Annotated in this window: 19 protein-coding genes; 8 read left to right on the plus strand and 11 right to left on the minus strand. The window is 43.4% G+C overall.

All coding sequences use genetic code 11. The features are described from left to right. From KL866_RS12950 to purM, 4 genes are all read right to left on the minus strand, one after another. A partial coding sequence (locus KL866_RS12950) for an acyl-CoA dehydrogenase (RefSeq protein ID WP_214995343.1) occupies positions 1–1,559 on the minus strand: 1,559 nt, incomplete at its 3' end. 384 nt (positions 1,560–1,943) lie between these two features. After that, positions 1,944–2,687 carry a DUF3108 domain-containing protein gene (locus KL866_RS12955; RefSeq protein WP_251140032.1) on the minus strand — a complete coding sequence of 248 codons (744 nt, stop codon included), beginning with the start codon at positions 2,685–2,687 and terminating at the stop codon, positions 1,944–1,946. Beyond that, the gene (gene purN / locus KL866_RS12960; protein WP_025255399.1) at positions 2,647–3,297 is read right to left on the minus strand and encodes a phosphoribosylglycinamide formyltransferase; all 651 of its coding nucleotides are present in this window, start codon (positions 3,295–3,297) and stop codon (positions 2,647–2,649) included. The genes KL866_RS12955 and purN overlap by 41 nt, the downstream gene beginning before the upstream one ends. Then, complete coding sequence (gene purM / locus KL866_RS12965) at positions 3,294–4,334, minus strand: phosphoribosylformylglycinamidine cyclo-ligase (protein WP_025255398.1); 1,041 nt, start codon at positions 4,332–4,334, stop codon at positions 3,294–3,296. Before purM ends, purN begins: the two co-directional genes overlap by 4 nt. A 303-nt stretch (positions 4,335–4,637) precedes the next feature. Here purM and KL866_RS12970 point away from each other — a divergent pair, with 303 nt between their 5' ends. After that, positions 4,638–6,092 (plus strand): DUF2066 domain-containing protein, encoded by a 1,455-nt coding sequence (locus KL866_RS12970; protein WP_214995345.1) that lies wholly within the window; start codon positions 4,638–4,640, stop codon positions 6,090–6,092. Between the two features lie 6 nt (positions 6,093–6,098). Continuing rightward, entirely contained in the window at positions 6,099–6,836 is a 738-nt protein-coding gene (gene hda, locus KL866_RS12975; RefSeq protein ID WP_025255396.1) for a DnaA regulatory inactivator Hda, read from the plus strand. Between the two features lie 186 nt (positions 6,837–7,022). Here the strand turns inward: hda and KL866_RS12980 are convergent, their stop codons facing one another. The 4 genes from KL866_RS12980 to arsC form a co-directional block, all read right to left on the minus strand. After that, positions 7,023–8,984: a hypothetical protein gene (locus KL866_RS12980; RefSeq protein WP_214995347.1), complete on the minus strand. Its 1,962-nt coding sequence runs from the start codon at positions 8,982–8,984 to the stop codon at positions 7,023–7,025. Between the two features lie 78 nt (positions 8,985–9,062). After that, positions 9,063–9,479 carry a DUF2069 domain-containing protein gene (locus tag KL866_RS12985; RefSeq protein ID WP_214995349.1) on the minus strand — a complete coding sequence of 139 codons (417 nt, stop codon included), beginning with the start codon at positions 9,477–9,479 and terminating at the stop codon, positions 9,063–9,065. Between the two features lie 73 nt (positions 9,480–9,552). Then, complete coding sequence (gene wrbA / locus KL866_RS12990; protein WP_214995351.1) at positions 9,553–10,161, minus strand: NAD(P)H:quinone oxidoreductase; 609 nt, start codon at positions 10,159–10,161, stop codon at positions 9,553–9,555. After that, complete coding sequence (gene arsC, locus KL866_RS12995; protein WP_025255393.1) at positions 10,161–10,514, minus strand: arsenate reductase (glutaredoxin); 354 nt, start codon at positions 10,512–10,514, stop codon at positions 10,161–10,163. The genes wrbA and arsC overlap by 1 nt, the downstream gene beginning before the upstream one ends. Before the next feature lie 219 nt (positions 10,515–10,733). On the opposite strand from arsC, the gene KL866_RS13000 reads away from it, so the two are divergent. Beyond that, complete coding sequence (locus KL866_RS13000) at positions 10,734–11,243, plus strand: TlpA disulfide reductase family protein (RefSeq protein WP_214995353.1); 510 nt, start codon at positions 10,734–10,736, stop codon at positions 11,241–11,243. Positions 11,244–11,290: 47 nt separating this feature from the next. Here KL866_RS13000 and KL866_RS13005 read toward each other — a convergent pair whose 3' ends face one another. Then, entirely contained in the window at positions 11,291–12,754 is a 1,464-nt protein-coding gene (locus KL866_RS13005) for a M48 family metalloprotease (protein WP_025255391.1), read from the minus strand. Between the two features lie 381 nt (positions 12,755–13,135). Between KL866_RS13005 and KL866_RS13010 the strand changes: the two genes are divergently transcribed. Continuing rightward, positions 13,136–14,212: an AI-2E family transporter gene (locus KL866_RS13010; protein WP_025255390.1), complete on the plus strand. Its 1,077-nt coding sequence runs from the start codon at positions 13,136–13,138 to the stop codon at positions 14,210–14,212. Between the two features lie 64 nt (positions 14,213–14,276). Here the strand turns inward: KL866_RS13010 and bcp are convergent, their stop codons facing one another. Together bcp and KL866_RS13020 are read right to left on the minus strand one after the other, a co-directional pair. Beyond that, a complete protein-coding gene (gene bcp / locus KL866_RS13015; protein ID WP_214995355.1) occupies positions 14,277–14,741 on the minus strand; it encodes a thioredoxin-dependent thiol peroxidase in 465 nt (154 codons plus the stop codon). Beyond that, positions 14,719–15,282 carry a glycine cleavage system protein R gene (locus KL866_RS13020; RefSeq protein ID WP_025255388.1) on the minus strand — a complete coding sequence of 188 codons (564 nt, stop codon included), beginning with the start codon at positions 15,280–15,282 and terminating at the stop codon, positions 14,719–14,721. Before KL866_RS13020 ends, bcp begins: the two co-directional genes overlap by 23 nt. A gap of 178 nt (positions 15,283–15,460) precedes the next feature. On the opposite strand from KL866_RS13020, the gene dapA reads away from it, so the two are divergent. The 4 genes from dapA to KL866_RS13040 all read left to right on the plus strand — a co-directional run bounded on the left by dapA (position 15,461) and on the right by KL866_RS13040 (position 19,242). Continuing rightward, on the plus strand, positions 15,461–16,345 hold the full coding sequence (gene dapA / locus KL866_RS13025) for a 4-hydroxy-tetrahydrodipicolinate synthase (protein ID WP_025255387.1): 885 nt from the start codon (positions 15,461–15,463) through the stop codon (positions 16,343–16,345). Between the two features lie 12 nt (positions 16,346–16,357). Further along, entirely contained in the window at positions 16,358–17,461 is a 1,104-nt protein-coding gene (gene bamC / locus KL866_RS13030) for an outer membrane protein assembly factor BamC (RefSeq protein ID WP_025255386.1), read from the plus strand. Positions 17,462–17,473: 12 nt separating this feature from the next. Continuing rightward, positions 17,474–18,187, plus strand: a complete 714-nt coding sequence (gene purC / locus KL866_RS13035; RefSeq protein WP_025255385.1) for a phosphoribosylaminoimidazolesuccinocarboxamide synthase — start codon at positions 17,474–17,476, stop codon at positions 18,185–18,187. A gap of 179 nt (positions 18,188–18,366) precedes the next feature. Beyond that, entirely contained in the window at positions 18,367–19,242 is an 876-nt protein-coding gene (locus KL866_RS13040) for a DMT family transporter (protein WP_214995357.1), read from the plus strand. Positions 19,243–19,274: the final 32 nt, after the last annotated feature.

Below are 19,274 nucleotides of genomic sequence, written 5' to 3' on the forward strand. Positions count from 1 at the left end.
TAAGGGTGACAACGCATTGCACCTTGACCGAAGATCATCATGTTACGAGTTAGAATGTTTGCACCTTCAACCGTAATTGATACCGGTACGCCTTGATAGCCACGGCCTAAATAGTTATTTGGCCCAAGCATTACGCCTTTACCGCCGTGAACGTCCATCGAGTCGTTGATAACTTGACGCATTTTTTCGGTTAGGTGGTACTTACAGATTGCCGAGATGACAGAAGGTTTCTCACCTAAGTCAACGCCCACTGTTGAAAAGCGAGTTACGCCATCCATCAAGTAAGCATTACCACCAATGCGCGCGAGCATTTCTTCAACGCCTTCCATATGGCCTACCGGCATACGGAACTGACGACGAATGCGAGCATATGCTCCTGTTGCAAGTGATACGGATTTAGCGCCACCAGCAGCAGATGAAGGAAGCGTAATACAACGGCCTACCGACAAACACTCAACAAGCATACGCCAGCCTCGTCCAGCCATTGCAGGGCCACCGATAATATAATCGATAGGTACGAAGATTTCCTCACCCTTGATAGGGCCGTTCTGGAACGGTGTATTCAATGGGAAGTGGCGACGGCCAATTTCTAAGCCCTTTGTATCTCGTGGAATAAGAGCACACGTGATACCGGGCTCTTTGTTATCACCTAGAAGACCTTCAGGATCTTGAAGTTTAAACGCAAGACCAATAACAGTAGCAACTGGCGCAAGGGTAATGTAGCGCTTGTTAAACGTTAGGCGCATACCCAACACTTCTTCGCCATTCCACTCGCCCTTACATACAACACCAACATCAGGAATTGCACCAGCGTCAGAACCTGCTTCAGGACCAGTTAATGCGAAGCAAGGAATTTCTTCACCCGCGGCAAGGCGTGGCAAGTAGTGATCTTGCTGCTCTTTTGTTCCATAGTGTTGAAGAAGCTCGCCAGGACCTAGAGAGTTAGGTACACCGACCGTGCTTGATAGTACCGCACTTACGCCTGCGAGTTTTTGCAGAACACGCGATTGTGCATAGGCAGAGAACTCTAAGCCGCCATACTGTTTCTTAATGATCATGGCAAAGAACTTATGTTCTTTTAAGAACTGCCAAACTTCAGGAGGAAGATCCGCGTCTTTATGGTTTATTTGCCACTCATCGACCATAGAACACACTTTATCACACGGCCCGTCTAAAAACGCCTGTTCTTCGACGGTCAGTCGGCCTTTAGGAATACGATGTAGTTTGTCCCAGTCTGGCTTACCGCTGAAAATATCGCCGTCCCACCACACGGTACCGGCGTCAATAGCTTCTTGCTCAGTGCTCGACATTTCAGGCATAACTTTGCGGTAGAAAGCAAGCAGCTTCTTAGAAATGTGTTGCTGTCTGATATTAGCAAGTGTGAACGGCAGTGTTAAAACAAGGAACACTACCCAACCCAGCAGGCCTATGTCACCGAAAAGGGTGCCTAAAATCATAACACCTGCGCCAATGGCAACCGCCGTTACCAAACTGGTGCGCTGGTAGCTAGCAACTGCTAGCGCCAAAACGACCAGTAAAAACCATATAAAATCTGCCATACTTCACTCCTGAAAGGCGTTAAACGTTACGCTAGTCTTAATCTCAACGTTTCAAATACACTCTATAAAACGCGAATGGACATCGAGGTCAGACCAGCATGCTGTAAACCTATTATTTAATAGGGCAAAGATCAAGATTTTTACATGAATATTCTATTAACAACGACATAAATAATAGGGTAGTGGGCTTGATCATTTATAAGTATAGTCGCTAGATATAATCACTGTTTGAGAGTGGGGGTCGCAAATTGTAATACGTATTTTCGAAGCTTTTTACTTTCGGATTTTGTTAATAAAAAAGCACGCCTAACTTGCGTTAAAGACGTGCCATTTAATATTTTGGATAAATTGCTAAAACGAAAAGTTGCTTCGTTTCAGCACGCTTTAACGCGTTTCAAACGACTTAAGCTTGATGTCACCTTGCTCATCACCATCTTTGAACTGCTGTAGCCTGACGAGCGTATAGTCTAAAGACGGTGCGAACCATGCGAAGGTTTCACGTTTCTTGGAATCTCGAATTAGCTTTACTTTTACCGTATCGATTTTTCCAAACGGTAGCGAGAGTACTTCTTTATCGACAACCTGAACACCATAATGCCTAAGCTCTCCGCGGTAGTTTACGAAATTATAGTCTAAAGTCGTTTTACCTTGCGCTAGTTGTTTTGCCAGGTCAATTCGGTAAATTTGGTTATCAAATTCGCCGTTCCAGTCGAATGTTTCGCCGTTTTCGACAGAAATTTTACCTTGACCTTGCTGGCTGAAGGTCACTTTTAACTCTTTATCAGGCCCAGTTCCCGATCGACTGTAGTAATACTCTGAAGGAACAACAGTATTTCCGTCTACAGTGAATATAGAGTGTTCGCTGCGTTTGTCCGATAAGAAGAACTTCGAGACCTTAGAGGTATAAATTAGGGAGTACTGCTTGTCCCCTAACTTCGAAAGCTCAATATTTGCTTCACCTACATCGTCGCCCCACTTGTATGCAGTATAGGTTGCTTTGTAGGGCTGAAGAGCTAACCCGGCACCTACTTTCGCTTGCGCGGTCACCGAAAGCGATACTGCTAACACTGTACTTAAAGCAAAAGTCTTAATCGCTTGCATAGCCAGATTCTGGTAGTTCTTGCTCATCTAAAACTGCCTTATTGTTGCGCATCGATAACCGGCCAGCACTAAACCATGAAAGTACTAGCGGGTAGATGCGGCGTTCTTGTTCTTGAACGCGCTCAGCTAGGTCGCTTGCGGTGTCGTCTTCAAACACAGGCACACGACTTTGAATGATAACCGGACCACCATCAAGTTCAGGTGTAACAAAGTGCACGCTTACGCCGTGCTCTTTGTCACCATTGTCGATAGCTCGCTGATGCGTATTCAAACCTTTGTACTTTGGCAACAAAGATGGGTGAATGTTCACTAATTTACCAGCCAAGCTATCAACAAACTCAGGTGTTAAGATTCGCATAAAGCCAGCAAGAACAACACAGTCAGCTCCAAAAGCCTCTATTTGTTCTTTAAGTGCTTCATCATAAGATTCACGCGTTTCAAAATCAGTGTGATCTAAGCATACTGCTTTAATCCCTGCGTCTTTGGCGCGTTCAAGACCATAAGCATTAGGGCGATTACTTATCACTCCGCTTATTTGTGCGTTAAGACGACCGCTTTTTATTTCGTCAATGATGGCCTGTAAATTACTGCCATTACCTGAAATAAGCACGCATAGTTTGATTACAGTGTTACTCACGCGTTGATCTCTACTTGCTCTTCGCCGTCTTTTGCAGCTATATCACCTATCACCCACGCATTTTCACCATGCTGCTTAAGAATATCGAGCGCTGTATCGGTATCGTTTTCGTCTACAACGATGACAAGACCAACACCACAGTTAAATGTGCGGTACATTTCATGGCGCGTCACGTTTCCGTTTTCTTGTAGCCATGAGAAAATAGCAGGCCATTCCCACGAGTTTTCATCTATAACTACTTTTGCATCTTCAGGAAGTACGCGAGGAATATTTTCCCAAAAGCCGCCGCCCGTTATGTGTGAGATAGCACTTGCTTGAACTTTTTCTAGCATTGCCAATACCGACTTAACATATATACGCGTAGGCTCAAGTAACTGGTCGATAATTGGCTTACCATTTAAGTCGGCATTAACATCAGCGCCGCTCACTTCAATAATCTTTCTTACAAGAGAATAACCGTTCGAATGCGGGCCTGACGATCCAAGCGCAATAAGTTTTTGACCTGGTTTAACGTTAGTGCCATCAATAACTTTATCAGCTTCAACTACACCAACGCAGAATCCTGCTATATCGTAATCGCCATCGTGGTACATTCCCGGCATTTCAGCTGTTTCACCACCAATTAGCGCGCAACCCGCTTGCTCGCACCCTGCGCCGATACCAGTAACTACCGAAGCTGCAACATCAACATCTAATTTACCCGTTGCGTAATAGTCAAGGAAAAATAAAGGCTCAGCACCTTGTACAATCAGGTCGTTTACACACATTGCCACTAGGTCAATGCCAACACCATCATGGCGGTTTGCATCCATAGCCACTCTTAGTTTTGTCCCTACGCCATCAGTACCTGAGACAAGTAGCGGCTTTTTGTACTTTGTAGGCAGTTCGCAAAGTGCTCCGAAACCACCCAAATTACCTTTTACTTCGGGTCTGTGGGTTTTTTTGGTAACTGATTTAATGCGTTCAACAAGTTGATTGCCTGCATCGATATCTACGCCTGCATCTTTGTAACTTAAAGAGGTTTTATTTTCGCTCACGGTTGGGCCCTGAAACTAAGAGGTAGAAAACCGCGGATTCTACCAGCAAGTCGGCACAAGTCCAATTTGTGACGGCTATTTTATGTGCTTTTTGATCTTTTTTATTTTAAGGGTGAAATTAAACCCAATATAAAAGACAATAGAAGGCTATCTTTTGGTGAACATCTTGCTTGAAATAAGTCTAGCTCTGAAAAGTAGAGTGGATAACACGTAAGTTAGGCAGTTTTCAATTGTGTTTTGAATTCGGTTTGATTCATATAGTGGTAGGTAAGGAATTGATTTTAAGAAGAGTATGGAGTGTCAATGTTGACGGCAGTAACGTGTAACACCAATGAGACGAGAAAAATGAAACAGCGTTTTAAACGCATATTGGGTGTCTCTTTTATCGCTTTATTAAATTATAGTGCGCATACGCAAGCTGCTCAGCGCGTTATTGTAAATGAAGCACAAATCCAAGTTGAAGATCAAACCCAACGCACTCAACAAGCTGCACTTAAAAAAGCGCTTAGACAAGTGTTTATCAAAATGTCAGGCAGCACAAATGTCCTCGATAATGCAGGAGTGAAAGCCGCATTAACATCTCCTCAATCGTTACTACGTTCATATCGATTCGCGTTCGATAACAACAGAACCTATTATATTGCCGAATTTGACCAAGCGAAGCTCAATGAAATATTACAACGAGAACTTTTGCCGCTTTGGGGGGATAGACGCCCAGAGACTATTGTGTGGTTGGCACAGGAAGGTGAAAACGAAACCCGCGTTATACTCGATGAGTCACTGAACACAGATTTACAGCATGAGCTTAAACAAACCGCAAAAGAACGTGGCGTGCCCCTTAGTCTGCCTTTGATGGACTTGACAGATAACGTCAATATTTCTACATATGACGTATGGGGGCGATTCGTAGAGCCACTTCGTAAAGCATCCATGCGCTATAGCGTAGACAACATTATTGGCGCGAGAGTTTATCGTAACACTCCAAGTGAGATCCCAGATTTGCCAGAAAATGTAGTGCCTTCAGGTACGGTTGAATCGTTGGAAGATGTGCTTAACGAAGAAGCTCAAATTAGAAACCAGAGCGATCGACAAAGTCCAGAAACTCAGGACGCCTATGGTTCAATATCGAACCCGCAACAGGAATCCCTAGCTCGCACTGAAATAGATAGCTTGAATGGCGACGGTAAAGGCTTTGTAGATGATAACGATAGTTTAGCTGGCCTAGCTTCAGAGACTGGTGAAACCAATTCATCGCTGAAAGGGCAAGCAGAAGAACAAAACAACACAATGCCATTTACAATGAGCGAGTTTGCTAACTACGCTAAGCGTGCCAATGAAGGCGATTACGCGCTCGACTGGGTTTTCATAGGCGGCGGCAAAGTGAGCTACGGCAGTATTTATGGTGACTCTCCAGAAGTCCTCGGCAATCAATTAGTAGATGCGTATTCAAATTACCTATCATCGCTTTACGCCATTGTAGGTATTGAGGAATCTGACCGCGAAGTCATCACGGTTTCAATCGCCAATATCGGCTCAGTGAAAAGCTACGCCAAAGCTACAGACTACTTAAACAGTTTGAGTGTTATCGAAAATGCAACGTTAGTGGAGCAATCAGGTACAGTCGCAACATACTCATTAACCTTGTTAGGGACAGTAGACGATTTGCTAAACAGCGTTACGTTAGAGAACAAATTACGCCCTGTGACCGATGCATACGGGAAAAGTGTTAACGGACACAGTTTCTATTGGAGCAATTAATTTAGCATGCAGCTGACCTTGCCTGTAACGTTACCCGTTGATGAAAATTTTGATAGTTTCGTTACAACTGGCAACGAAGAAGTCGTTTCAGTTCTTGAGCAGGTTTCTGGTGCGCTGCCGCTTTGGCGACAGGCCCCAGAGTTGGGGGCTTTTGCTTCGCTGCAACTTCCACTGCTAACCTTATTAGGCAGTTCTGCTGTTGGTAAAAGCCATTTGCTATTTGCCACCTGTCATCAATTAGCGGGCAAATCCGTTAGTCACCTTTATTTAAATCTTAATGATTATAAAGCTTGGTCTTTGGATATATTCGAGGGCCTTGAAGACCTTTCGCTCATTGCGTTAGACAATATACATGCGATAGCCGGTGATATACATTGGGAAGAAGCGCTGTTTGATTTATTGAATCGCGTTATAGAAACCAAACAAGCCATGGTGTTATGTACAAGTCACCTAGGACCGTCAAACCCTGCATTCGTGTTGCCCGATTTGCGTTCCCGCTTGGCATGGGGGGTCATTTACCACATTAATCAGTTAGATGATATTGGCCGTGAAGAAGCAGTGCGCTTGCGTGCGGCTGAACGCGGTTTGAAGCTATCAAACCAAGCATTGCAGTTTCTTCTGCTTCATAGCGAACGTGATCTGAAAAGCCTCATGTCCTTATTGGCGCGCTTAGATACTCGCTCACTCCAGGAACAAAAACGCCTGTCGGTGGGCATGGTTAAGCGCGAGCTTAACTTAAATTAGCCAAAGCGAGAGCTTAACCTAAATTAGCCAAAGCGTAAGCTTAACCTGAATTAGTCAAAGCAAAAGTTTTTCCCGTACATAACCATGCTCTTAAATTCTTTATACATCATCGACGAATTAAAAAGAGAGCCGTTTGATTCATTTCTGCGCAACACTTAACTGTTCTATTTACGGTTTATTTAGCGTTTATAAGTTCTCTTTTTTACCGTGAGTTTCAGAAGCAACTGCAAATTCTTCTGCCAACGTCATTAACTTCGCGTTAGAAGACACAACACCTACCTTATTACTTTGCTCCTCTATATAACTGTTGCTGGGTTGTTCATTAGTGCTAGATGCTGATTCTCGCCAGGTCACGTTATTAGGTAAAAGGTAAGGGCCTGGCAATGAAGCTTGAATAGTAGGTAGGTCTAAGTCGGGTAAAATTCTACTTACCACGTAATTTACGCGCATGGTGGCGTTGTCATCACTCACGCGGTTTCGCTGTGCCCAGCTAGGAATAAAACTACCATCCTCTAGAGTTTCTCGCGAAAAAACGCCTATATCGGCCTCTGCATCAAGTCGATAAAGCATCATAAACCGCTCAAACAGCATGGCGAGATCTTCTCGTTCCGTAAAGTAGGAGTAAAAAGCAACGGCATGGTCTTCTTCAAACCAATTAGCAACCTGTAAAGCGGTATAGCTGCGCTGTGAACTTGTTGCTGTCGTGCCGCCGTACCTTACTTCTGAAAGGGCGTGTAGCTGAGCTGAAGTCAAAGGCAATGAAGACGTTAGCCCAGTTGAAATAGGTGAGGTGTCATCATAAGAAGAGAGAGGGCTTGCACCGTTATCTAGCTGTTGCCACTCAGTGTAATCGAAAAAATCGTTGGCGTGAGCCAGTTCATGATAGAGCAAATAACTAAGTGCCGCTTCGACATCTTTTGCGTCGCGTGGTTGCCTATTCGCCACATTAGATGAATTTATGGCGGGAAAGTAGTAAGCGCCATCTTTCACATAGCGCCATGACGTTGTGAATTCCAACTCGTTACCAAAGCTGCTTCTATAATCGGGGCGAGAATTTAAGGTGTCACGCTCTTGTGGCGTACGCCAGAAGTTGTTGGCATCTAAATATATTGCACCAGTAGCAACCCAATAAAAAGAAGGGCGAATATCGTACGAAATAACAACAGCGTTAGTTGCACGCAACAGTTGCAACATGTCATCTCGAGTTGCAGATGTCTCTAAAAACGATTTAAACGCATCTCCCATCCAAGGATGTGACACGTATGTCCTATCTAAAATGTCATCAATTGAAGGGTCTTCAGTCACCTGACCAATCAAGGGTAGCCGAGAGAAGCTGCAGCTATTTGATATTTGGTTGTTATAAATACATTCATCTAGCGCAGAAGCGTATGGGCTGTTAATGCTATAAGGCTGCATATGTGCGCTAACGGTTTCTGGGATATTGGTTTCGTCATCAACAAAATAGCCGCTGCGGTTAATGTCGATGTCTTTTACTAAAACTTGGGCAGTGTCAGTTAGCACCTCGCCGTTTGAAAGCGTAACCACGCTTTCAATTTCTATAACAGAGTCGCTACTCACGCTCGGTGCCTGAAAATAGATCGATTGTGAATAGTCGCCCTCATCATAATTAAAGCTATTGACCGTGGCGCCTTGACGTTGTCGCCATGCAATATCAGTAATGGTTAAATTTGGGGTATTTACCGTGTCAACACGAAGGGAAACTCTGCCACCTTCTGACGCTTCGTGACCCAATCGTAAGGCTGCTAAAGCGGCTGTGTTTTCATCTACTTGTAACGTCAAAGTATCGGAAAGTGTTGCGCCGTCTTCTAGGCTCAAATTTACGGAAATTTCGAAGCTGCCAGCGGAAGTTACGTCAAACCCAATAGCTTGGGTATGGGCGTTAAGGGGTTGTTGTGACAAGCCTGAAACTTGCCAATTTATATCTGCTATTGCTCTGCCGTTAGGGGCGGTAACGACGAAATCTACCGCATCACCGACAAGAGCGGCGCTTGAGCCTGAGATACTAATTGATGGCGGTGTAGAAGGAAAACTTGGAGATGAATTGCCGCTTGAGTCTGAACCCCCGCACGAAGCGAGTATCATAATCAATACGATTATTAACGAAAGTTCAGGTAAACGGCTTTTCATATCAACCTCTTCATACGTACATAGTTACGCCTTTTTGTCGCATACAATGTACTAGATAGCTATCTGTTCGCACTATTGCTAGCCCTGTTCAAACCGCTCTTTTTCTTCCTTCATTTCTTCCTTGAACTTTTTAAGGCCTAAACCTAGTTCGCGGCCGCGTTTCCTAGCAAACGCACTGCACCCCACAAACATGCCCGTGCATAAAACAATCTCTACCACTGCATACCACATTTCCGAAGACACCGCGTAAGCAACGGTGCACCCATGTATCAAATAAAATAAGACAACAAAATTGGCCCACGCGTGGGTATAAGGTTTGCCCTTTAATATGCCCCAGTAGGGTAACAGTAAGGGTAATATATAAAATAAGGCAATAAATAAAGGCGAGTAAGTATGCTCTTTAGTAAATGTAAATTGCCAAAGTGTTATCCATATGATTAACCCAGTGTGGCTGATAAGTGCTAGATAGCGAAAAAAACGCGTATCTGGTGCCATGTTTATTCTCCGAAGAAATCAGGTAATGATGTTATATTGAATTTGTATTAGTGCGCATTGGTTGTAGTGCTACTTAACCGTTTTGCGACAACCTTTTGGCAAACGTAGCCAGACGTTTGCCTTGGGCAAAACATAGCGCTTTTTCATCTGTGCTTAGCTGTTCGGGCGTACTTAAACTGTGGTGCGCTACGTGTGTGACACCATAAGGACTTCCGCCCATTGTTGTGTTGTGTAGCTCTGGCTCGCTGTACGGTAGCCCGCAAATTACCATACCGTGATGAATAAGTGGAACCATCATCGAAAGCAGTGTGGATTCTTGTCCTCCATGCATAGACGATGAGGAAGTAAATACGCAGGCTGGCTTATCAATGAGTGCACCTTTTAGCCATTGGCTACTTGTCGAATCCAAAAAGTGTTTTACCGGAGCCGCCATATTACCAAATCGTGTGGGGCTGCCTAATGCTAACGCGCTGCATTGTTCAAGTTCCTGCAACGTGACTTCAGGAACAGCACTAGATATTTCATTTGACGTTTCAACTAGGTTACTGGTCGGTTCGTTTATGCTTTTAACAGTGCGTACTATAACCGGCACATCTTCTGCCGCTATACCTTGTGCAATGGCGTCAGCTAAACGCTTCGTGCTGCCATGACGGCTGTAATAAAGTACAAGAACAGGGTGCACTATAATATTTCCAATACCGATTCTGGTGGACGTCCAATGCGCGCGTTCGAGCCTTTTATTACAATTGGGCGCTCGATAAGTTTTGGCGTTTTAGCCATGGCTTCAAAAAGTGCATCGTCAGATAAATCGTCGTCGCCTAAATTGGCTACTTTATATTCTGCCTCTTTAGTACGCATCATTTCTCTAACCGATCCAACGTTAAGTTTTTTAAATATCGCTTCGAGTTCTTGTACGTTGAGTGGGTGTTTCAAATATTCAACAACAACAGGCGCTTCGCCTTTCTCTTCAAGTAACGCTAGTGTTTGTCTGCTTTTTGAGCAGCGTGGATTGTGAATAATAGAGATGTCTGACATAAAAGCCCCGTTTTTAAATTGTTTCTTTCGGCGCGAACTATTGCGTTTTTGTTCTCGAATATCAAGCAGTTTACCTACAACTGCTAATAATTAGGAGAATATTGCTTTTGAGTTCATTGCCGATGAGTAAAATACGCAAGAAACGGCGCTAAAAATTCTATTAGAGATGGCTTTGAGAATCTGGCACTATGGAGAAAATAATAGAAATTAGTAGGTCACATGTCGTTTTCACCGATATATAGCAATGTGGGCAAAACTAAACCGTTCCTTCTTATTCTTCTTTTAATTTCTGCCACTATGGCAGGAATCTTTACATATCAGAGTACTCAAAAAGATTTTGAAACATTGGATGGAGAAGCGTACCGCTGGCACGACCTTCAGGGGCAGTGGATAGTGGTGAACTATTTTGCGCCATGGTGCGCGCCGTGTCTTCGTGAAATGCCTGAGTTAGCGTTGTTTCATCAGTCTCTCCCGAAAAATACACGACTATTTGCGATTAACTACGACATAAAAACGAAGCCTGAGCTCTCAGCCATGATCAAGGAATTTGATATTGCTATCCCCGTTATTGTGAGTTCGCCCGACACCAAACTACCAATGGAAAAACCACCTTATTTGCCTGCTACCTTTATACTCGGGCCCGAAGGAAGGGTAATAGATACGATAATGGGAGAGGTAACCGCAGAAAGCTTACGTCAGCGCCTTAGTGATTTAAAGGCGCTGAACTAAAAGAGAAGGTGAAAAGTTAAGCGAGGATAAGAACTCGCCCAAGAAAGCTATAGCCGCTCTAAGCGTTCTTCCTGATCACGAAATTGTTTGATACGAGCCCTAATTCTCTGTTTTTCAAGATGGTCGTCACCGGCAAAGTTATAAGCATATTGGAGCTCGTCTACCGCCCGATTGTAGGCGCCATAAAGCGCGTAAACTTCAGCTTTGCTTTGGTGCATTTGCGAAAAACGTTTGGATTTTTGGTACGCTTCGCTCATAAGCTGATGTGCTACCTGGTAATCCTTTCTCACCAGTAAAAAATCTTTCAGCAAGGATACCGCTTCATCGTATTTTTGAGCGCTAATATAGGCGTTAGCTTGGTTAAGCGCTAGAACCTGGTTTCTTGGGTTATGCGTAACGAAAGGTGTTAGCATTTCTACTGCCTTTAAGGGTTCTCCCATAGAAATATAAATGTCGGTCATAGCATCAAGATAGAAAAGGTTGCCTTTATCACCAGCGATGAGCTGGTCCATAACTTCCTTGGCCTTTTTAATTTTTTCGTCTCGCATATAGGCCAATGCTAAACCATAAAGTGAAGCTTCTTTGCTGCGTTGAACATCTTGTGCTACGGCCGCTTCGAAATAATCTACAGCGTATTCAGCCTTAAAAGAATAGCGTGCCTTTATACGCGCTTTCGCCAACTCGAACTGCTTATTAATAGGTAAGTAGCGTTTAGGATAGTCCCCCGCACGGTTTCTCGCATCCGCGATACGGGTTTCGGTTAGAGGGTGAGTAAGAAGCCTCGCTGGTGGACGGGACACCATGCGGTATTCTTCCGCCATGGTAGAGAAAAACGATGCCGCTGCGTTTGGATCAAACCCCGCTCTTGCCAACATTGCGATACCAATTCTGTCCGCTTCTTGCTCATTTGAACGGGTGTAGTCAATTTGTAACTGAGCTGATGCAGCCGAACCCGCCTGCATTGCTGCAATACCGGCTTCTGGGTTAGCCATAGCAATAAGTACACCGCCAATAAGCGATGCTAAAGCCAAAGGGGACGAACGCTGTTGCGCTTGCATACGTCGCGCAATATGTCGTTGTGTAACGTGAGAAATTTCATGAGCTAGTACTGAAGCTAGTTCGCTCTCGTTTTTTGCACGGCGCATCAACCCTGTGTGAACACCAATATGGCCGCCAAAGAACGCAAATGCATTTATCGCATCGTTGTTAACCCAGAAAAATTCAAAAGGAAACTTTGCGTTATCAGCATGAACAACTAAGCGATTGCCAACATCTTGTAAATACTCGTCTAACACAGGGTCTGAGATTACAGGACTTTGCCCGCGCATTTGGCGCATTACTGCGTCGCCTACAATCATTTCCTTGTCTAGTGAAATAGCATCTGAAGCGACTACACCAATTTCGGGAAGTGCGTTTTTATTACTGTAATTTACATCTTGTGCAACAGCCGTTAAGCTCGAAGTGAGCACGAAAGAAAGGGCAAACAAAGACGCTGAAAACTTTTTTCTCATGAACCTACAATCATTGGACATTTTAATACTGCGTAATACTTAGAGCACTAAGTTGCTAAACAGTTTCAAAATTTATTATTTTCTTATATGTATTTTTAAGTAAATGTGACACTAAAGGCAGAGCCTTGAAAAATGTTTGAAATTTAATGTGCCAAGCCCTTAATATTTTTAGTTTTACATTAAGCTAGCCACCAATTTCACGATAATCTATCGAACTTTGTTTCATATTTACTGAAACGTCTACTCTACACATTAATATTCATACTGTAAAAACATCATACCAGTTTGATTTTGAAAGATACTTAACTACTACTTATTGCTAATTGCTAGCGCTATAAACTATGATGCGTGTCCTATTCTTAGTAATTTCTAGGCGTTTCTATGATTAGCGTTTTTGGTCGATGGTACCGACGCAAATTTTCCGATCCCGATGCAGCAATGCTGCTGATCTTAATTCTATTAACCACAACGGTGTTAATCTTGTGGGGCGGGCTAATTATGCCTGTACTGGTGGCAGCAGTTATAGCTTACCTGCTTGACTGGCCGGTTAACCGCTTGGTTAATATTGGTGTAAGTCGTACGCTTGCTTGTGGTTTAGTTATGCTTGGATTCATCACCATAACTATTTTAACACTGATAGGCTTGGTTCCTATTATTTCTAAACAAAGCGTGAACCTCATTCAAGAAACGCCACTGATTTGGCAAAAAGCACAGGAGTGGATCTTAACGCTACCTGATAAGTACCCAGATTACGTTCAGGTATATCAGATTCATCAAATGATGGAAGGTCTCAATGACAAGCTCGTAGAAGTAGGGGAAACCCTTATTTCAGCTTCGTTTAGTAACATTGCAAACCTCGCTGCTTTGCTTGTCTATATGGTACTGGTACCTTTAATGGTGTTCTTCATGCTGAAAGACAAGCTCTTCTTTTTAGACAGTATATCTCGATTGCTACCAAAAGAACGCCGCCTCATTACTCAAGTCGGCCATGAGATGAACTCCCAGATTGCCAATTACATTCGCGGCAAAGTGATTGAAATTGTTATCGTTGGTGTGATTAGTTGCGTAACTTTTGTGCTGATGGACTTACGCTACGCCATTTTACTTGGGGTTTTAGTTGGCTTTTCAGTGCTTATCCCTTATATCGGCGCTGCAGTGGTTACCATTCCCGTGGCTGTTGTCGCTATGTTTCAGTGGGGTATCTCGCCAGAGTTTTGGTACCTGATGATTGCATACGGCATTATTCAGGCATTAGATGGTAATTTACTGGTTCCGTTATTATTCTCTGAAGCGGTAAGTCTTCACCCGCTTTATATCATTGTCGCTGTTTTAGTCTTTGGCGGTCTTTGGGGCTTTTGGGGCGTCTTTTTTGCCATTCCACTTGCCACCCTTGTGAAAGCCGTAGTTACTGCGTGGTCTAGCAATCCGGTTGCTATTCCCGAAGAAGCAAAAAAGTAATTGATGTGTAAAAAAAAGCCCCGTTAACTGCACGTTATCGGGGCTTTTTTGCTATTTCAGAAGTTTAGCTGTTCAGGTAATCAAGCACGACTGTATGGTGCTCTTTTGTTTTGAACTTATTGAAAACATGCTCAATTACACCATTCTCGTCTATCAAGAAAGTTTGACGATGAATACCGTCGTATTCTTTTCCCATAAACTTTTTAGGTCCCCACACACCGAATGCATCGGCAACTGCGTGGTCTTCATCAGATAGTAGGGTGAAATTAAGGTTCTCTTTTTCAATAAACTTTGGCAGGCGCTTAACGGCATCTGGACTCACACCTAACACAACCACGTTTTTTGCAGTCAGTTCATCATTAACATCACGTAGGCCCTGTGCCTGGACCGTACAACCGGGCGTCATTGCCTTAGGGTAAAAATACACAAGTACTTTTTTACCCGCGTAATCTGCTAAAGATACGGTTTCATCATTTTGGTTCTGCAATGAGAATTGTGGAGCTTTATCACCAGCTTGTAACGTTTTCATTGGGATCCTTCTTGTGTTTGTCTACTACTTTGCCTGTCACATTTAACGATTCGAACAGGGACATTAGATCAGATTCTAAAACATCAATATTTTCATCTGAGGTAAGCGAAACAATAAATTTGCATCGCATGTTGTCTTTACCAGTGGCTTTGTCTTTATAAGTGCGCTGTCTAAACGCACTAATCATGGCATCACGCTCTGCGAAAAAGCCGGTAACGGCCTTAATCAGGCCCGCTTCGTCTTCACCGCTGAACTCTACATTAAAGAGGTACGCAAGATTTTGCTTTTCATGGTGGCTTGTTCGCTTCATCATTGATAGCAAATTAAGGCGCTGAAACAACGCGGGTAGTATGCACTCTGCTTTTGTAATGGCTGTTTGCGTACCCTCGATGATCATAGTCAACGAGAACTCTTTGCCATAAATAGCTTGTCTGCTATCTAGAATATTGCACTGAGCTTCTGATACCGTTGTTGCAATTTCGCTTAGGATGCCAGTGTTGTCTGTACCTAGAATGGTAACAATAAGTTGGTGTTTCGACATCTACTTCACTTCAATGTTAATAATGTCGGGATGTTAGCACAGAGTTTTTTTAGAAGTCAGCGCCTTTTTCTTGCGTTTGAATAAGATATTGTCAAATTCTTGTCATTTTACATGCGCTATTACTTGTGTTTAAGCACTGACATAATTACCATGTGCGCTCACATTTTGCGGAGAGATTATGTTTACTGGTAGTTACGTAGCACTCGTCACGCCGATGCTCGAAAACGGCGATATCGATTACAAGTCTTTAGAGAAACTTGTGAAGTTTCATGTAGAGCAGGGCACTCACGGTATAGTGTCGGTTGGAACTACTGGTGAGTCAGCAACGCTTCCGTTCGACGAGCATATCAATGTTGTCAAAGAAACAGTAGCCATGGCATCAGGCTCTATCCCAGTTATTGCAGGTAGCGGCGCGAATTCTACTGCCGAGGCGATCTTTCTTACCGAACAGTTAGGCGCTACGGGAATCGACGGTTTCTTAAGCGTAGTACCTTACTATAACAAGCCTCAACAGGCCGGCATGATTGCCCATTTCAACGCCATAGCAGATGCAAGCGACCTTCCCGTTATTCTTTATAACGTACCTGGTCGCACGGTTGCTGATATGTTGCCTGAAACGGTTGCAGAACTATCGTCCCATAAAAATATTGTTGGTCTTAAAGACGCGACTGGTGATATTGCCCGATTAAAAGCAACGCAGCCGCTTGTGCCAGATGATTTTGTTATTCTTAGCGGCGACGATGGTACTAGTGCTGAATTTATGTGTGAGGGTGGACATGGCGTGATTTCAGTAACCGCTAACATTGTACCTAAAGCCATTGCACAAATGTGTGAAGCTGCCCTCTCTAAAGATTTCGATAAGTGTCGAGAGATCGATGAAACAATCAAGTTATTGCACAGCGACTTATTCATTGAGCCAAATCCTGTAATGCCTAAGTGGGCGTTATACAAAATGGGGATGATGAAAAGTGCAGTTATGCGATTACCTATGGTTTTACCGGAACTATCAAGCCAAAAACGTATCGAAGAACTACTAAAAAAATACGAATTGATTTCTGGTTAATAAGGAACACAGATGAAAAGAACGCTGGCTATAGCAAGTTCAGTCGCGATGGTTGCACTTGCAGGTTGTTCAAGCCAAATAGATAGAAAGACCGCGTCAGGTAGCTATGAGTACTTAAAAACTAAAGAACACAATACGTTAGAAGTACCACCTGACTTAGATGCACCCACTTTTTCTCGAGACTTTGCTGTACCTGAATTAGGACAAGAGGCGGACCCATCGTTAGTTGGAAAAAACTTGATGGTGCGTTCTCCAGCATTAGTACTTCCTTTAGTTACGGGTTCACATGTTGAAGAAGGCAAAAACTCTGCGACGATTTGGTTCGACCAAGTAGACGATAGCCAACCTTTAAGTCAAGCAATCTGGAACTCACTATTGAGCTTTTTGGACGAGCAGGGCATTGGAGTGGATAGTTTTAGTCCTGAAGATAAAATGCTGGTCACTGATTGGATGGTTATCACTAAGGAAATAGAAGGTCCTTGGTATAGTTTCATTGATGAAGAAAGTGAAGTGGGTCGTCGATTTGAATTCAGTCTAGACGTCAAGCCTCACGGTCGAAGCGCTGCACTAACCGTTGAGTTAAAAGATTATATGCAAACGCTCGGTAACGATGTAATTGCAGAGGTATCTTCAATGGAAGAGCGCCGCGAAGAAGTTGAAGTGCTAAATCAAGTAATCGGTCATTATGAATATCAAGTTCAACTTGCCGAAACGCGAAGAATTGCGAAGATCCGCCAAGGTATCAATACAGAGATGGGCTTTAATGCGGACGGTGATGCAGCGTATATTGTAGAAGCTCAGTATGATGTGGCATGGCCAAGAATGTTATTGGTGCTGCGTAAACTTGGTTTTGACGTCAAAGATTTAGATAAATCAAACGGCCTGTTGTTTGTCTCCTATAATGGCGACCAAGGTAGCTGGTGGGATGGTTTATTCTCAAGCGATAAAGAGCTAATCGAAAAAGGTGATTATCGTTTGAAAGTTGCAAAAGCGGGTGCAGAACGCACATCAGTCACCTTCATGAATAATGAAAGTGAGCCGTTTGAAGCAAATCAGGTTTCCGACCTCTACAGTGCATTTGCTGAGGTCATGTCAGAAGATAACCTTGATATATAACTGAGACTGAGAATGGAAAAACGCGACGAGCTTTACCGCGGTAAAGCAAAAACTGTTTATTACACCGATGATAGCGAAAAACTAATCCTTCACTTTCGAAACGATACTTCAGCGTTTGATGGTGAAAAAATTGAGCAGCTTGATCGCAAGGGTGAAGTAAACAACAAGTTTAATCACTTTATTATGACAAAGCTTGAAGAAGCGGGCATTGCAACACAAGTTGAAGCACTGATTTCTGATACTGAGTCTTTAGTTAAAAAGCTCGACATGATCCCTGTCGAGTGTGTTGTTAGAAACTTGTCTGCTGGCTCTTTGGTCCGTAGATTGGGTGTGGAAGAGGGCAAAGAGCTAAACCCACCTATTTTTGAGTTTTTCCTTAAAAACGACGCGCTACACGACCCGATGGTGAATGACTACCACATTCTATCATTTGGTTGGGCGACTGAAGCTCAAATTGCTGAAATGAAGGCGTTAACCTTCAAAGTAAATAATGTATTAAAAGCATTATTCGACGAAGCGGGTATGCTGCTTGTTGACTACAAACTTGAGTTTGGTGTCGATAAAGATGGCAACATTGTGCTTGGTGATGAATTTACGCCTGACGGCTGCCGCTTATGGGACAAAGAAACCCGCAAGAAGATGGATAAAGACCGCTTCAGACAGGGGCTTGGCTCGGTTGTAGAAACCTACATTGAAGTTGCTGAGCGTTTAGGTTTGTCTTTATAGTTACTGACCTGCGCTTTATATATTTATAGAGGACCTTTATGGTCCTCTTTTTCGTTATGGTAGTGTTTTTTCACGCTAACTAGCCATTCAATTGATAGTTTTTATAAGCTATTAACGCAATACTAGGCCTTTAAAAGAGTACCTAAACAAAAATACACGCAAGCTTAGAGAGGCACACATTGTTTAAAACATTGTTTTTAGTCACGGTTGCTATGGTTGCTTTTGCCGCGAATTCGCTACTTTGTAGAATGGCACTAGCAAACGCTTCTATTGATCCAGCCAGTTTCACCATGTTGCGCTTAACAAGCGGGGCATTAGCACTTGTTGTCTTGTCGTTTTTATCTATGCGTCGTTCTGCAATTACGGGCCGAGAACACCGTCTTTGGCATGGCTTGAAGATCAATGGAACTTTGCTGGGTGGCGCGTCATTATTTTTATACGCTTTGTGTTTCTCTTATGCCTACATTTCTATGTCTACCGGCACCGGTGCATTGTTATTGTTTGGTGCGGTACAGTTGACCATGATCTCTTTTGGCTTATTGAAAGGAGAACGTTTCAAAGCTCTTCAATGGCTAGGCTTTGCATTGGCATTTATCGGGCTTTTAATTTTATTACTCCCTAGTGCATCTGCTCCACCCATTAAAGCGGCAATAGTAATGGTTGCAGCTGGCGTCGCATGGGGTGTGTATTCTTTATTAGGAAAAAAAAGCAAGTCTGCGTTACTGGCAACATCGGGTAATTTTATTTACGCATCAGTTTTGTGCATTCCGTTAGCTTGTATTGTTATGTTGTTAAACGGTAATAAATTAGTCGTCGAAACCAACGGCGTTTTACTGGCACTCCTTTCAGGCGTCCTTGCATCTGGTTGTGGTTATGCAACTTGGTACAGCGTCTTACCTCTTATTAAGTCGACAACCGCTGCTACTGTGCAGTTAAGCGTCCCAGTTCTTGCGACGCTTATGGGGTGGGTGATACTGGGTGAGCAACTGAGCGTTCAAGTTGTTATCGCCTCTATTATGACGTTAGGTGGCATTTATTTGGTCATAAAAAAGTAATTGGCATTATTTAATTGAGTATATTAGACGTT

Origin of the sequence: Alteromonas sp. ALT199, from assembly GCF_018619335.1 — a bacterium.
In the GTDB taxonomy this organism is placed as follows: Bacteria; Pseudomonadota; Gammaproteobacteria; order Enterobacterales; family Alteromonadaceae; genus Alteromonas.